This is a genomic window from Bacteroides caecigallinarum, assembly GCF_021530995.1.
GTDB classification, from domain to species: Bacteria; Bacteroidota; Bacteroidia; order Bacteroidales; family Bacteroidaceae; genus Phocaeicola; species Phocaeicola faecigallinarum.
This window is the reverse complement of the sequence record NZ_JADYTF010000221.1, coordinates 1-1,737: the sequence shown is the minus strand read 5'-3', so window position 1 is coordinate 1,737 and position 1,737 is coordinate 1. Positions and strand designations below refer to the sequence as shown.

The 1,737-nt window shown below is 31.5% G+C and carries 1 protein-coding gene and 1 pseudogene; both read right to left on the bottom strand.

The annotated features are described in order from the left end of the window. The coding region (locus I6E24_RS16160; RefSeq protein ID WP_235329717.1) for a glycosyltransferase family 2 protein at positions 1–803 on the bottom strand (803 nt) is incomplete at its 3' end. 395 nt (positions 804–1,198) lie between these two features. After that, positions 1,199–1,558: pseudogene (locus I6E24_RS17640) on the bottom strand (UDP-glucose 6-dehydrogenase); the annotation flags it as partial. Positions 1,559–1,737: the final 179 nt, after the last annotated feature.

Sequence of the window (1,737 nt, the reverse complement as noted above, 5' to 3'; positions counted from 1 at the left end):
GAATAAAACAATTTATATTTACGTTCCACAAAAAGCGAATAAGCAACTTGCATTAATTGCTTATGATATATAGTATTCTTATTTTTACATTTATCTATATCATCCTTAAATTCTTCTAAAAATTTCTTTTTTATATTAATAAAAGATTCTGATTTAGGAATATTATTATGTTCAAAACTAAAGAACCTATTAACGATACAAGTTTCAGGGGGGAGAAAAATTTTATATTTTCTAAAGAATCTAATCATAAATTCCCAATCCTGATGTCTTGTATAACTTTCATCAAAACCTTTTAAATCAATGCAAACTTCTTTTCTAAATAAAAGAGTTGAACTGTTAAATCTTGCTGTTTCAAGCAACATTTCTTCTAGAAGATTCCCAGATTTCTTGTTATTAGTTATTTTTTCTCTTCTCCCTTTAAATAGCATATTACAATAACAACCGCCCCATGTGTTATCAAGCTGTTCTAAAGCTTTCACTTGAATTGCTATCTTATTTGGCGTAAATTCATCATCATCATCAAGAAATGCAATATATACTCCATCAGAATTTTTTATGCCAGTATTTCTCGCAGCTGCCCCATTTTTATTTGTTTCGTGTTTTAAATAATGAAAATTTTTTAATGACAAATATTCATGAATAACCTTTTCAGTTTTTATTTGATTTTCTGTACCTAATCCGTTGTCATCTACAACTATTAACTCTATATTATCATATGTTTGATTTAAAACACTATCTATAGCCCTTTTTAAATTTGTGGGTCTTGAATATGTTGGAATAATAACACTTACTAGTTTATCCATAATTTATATTATCACTATTAATATACTCCTAAAAACTAAATATTATTAATTATTAATTCAGGGATAATATTAGAAATAAAAACTTATTATTAGATTATTAGTCTCCTCTGAACACATCCCTCGTATACACCTTCTCCTTCACGTCGTCCTATCTGTTCGCTATAATGGTGCCACTCATACGTCTGAAATCCTCAAGGTTGTTCACTATTTTCGTTCCAAAGAAAGTAGTGCCATCCTCCAGCGCAGGTTCGTATATTATCACTGTAGCTCCCTTGGCCTATATTCGCTTCATCACCCCCTTTATTGAGCTCTGTCGGAAGTTGTCACTGTTCGATTTCATTGTCAGACAGTATACTCAGATAACGTATTCTTTCTCATGCAGTAACCTACTAGTGTGTACTCTTGATAACCATTACAGCGTCCAGATTTACTTCCTGTACCATGTCTATAACCTCTTCAACATGCGATGTATCGAAATAGTTCTCATTGGGATTATAGTTGGTTAGTGCTGCTATTACTACGAACTCTGCATCTTTGTATGCTGAAGCACCGTCCAGTGTAGCTTGCAGGTCAAGTTTCTTCTCGGTCAGATACTTCTATATATAATCATCCTGTATCGGTGAAATTCTATTGTTAATCTTCTCCACCTTTTCCGATATCTCGTCCACTGCTGTTACACGATGATACTGTGCCAACAATGTGGCTATCGACAGGTCCACATATCCGTTTCCTGCTACGGCGATGTTCTTTTTCATGGTTGTATTAATATAAATAAACTAAATAATACAATTCCTTTGTAAATACTTTAGGCTATTATTTCTTAATATATCAAGCTTAGCATTTACTTCTTTATATATTATATTACTATAATTCTCATCAATTTTACTTTGAGGAGGTAATAAATAACTTGATAATCCTAAATATTCAAGTAGAG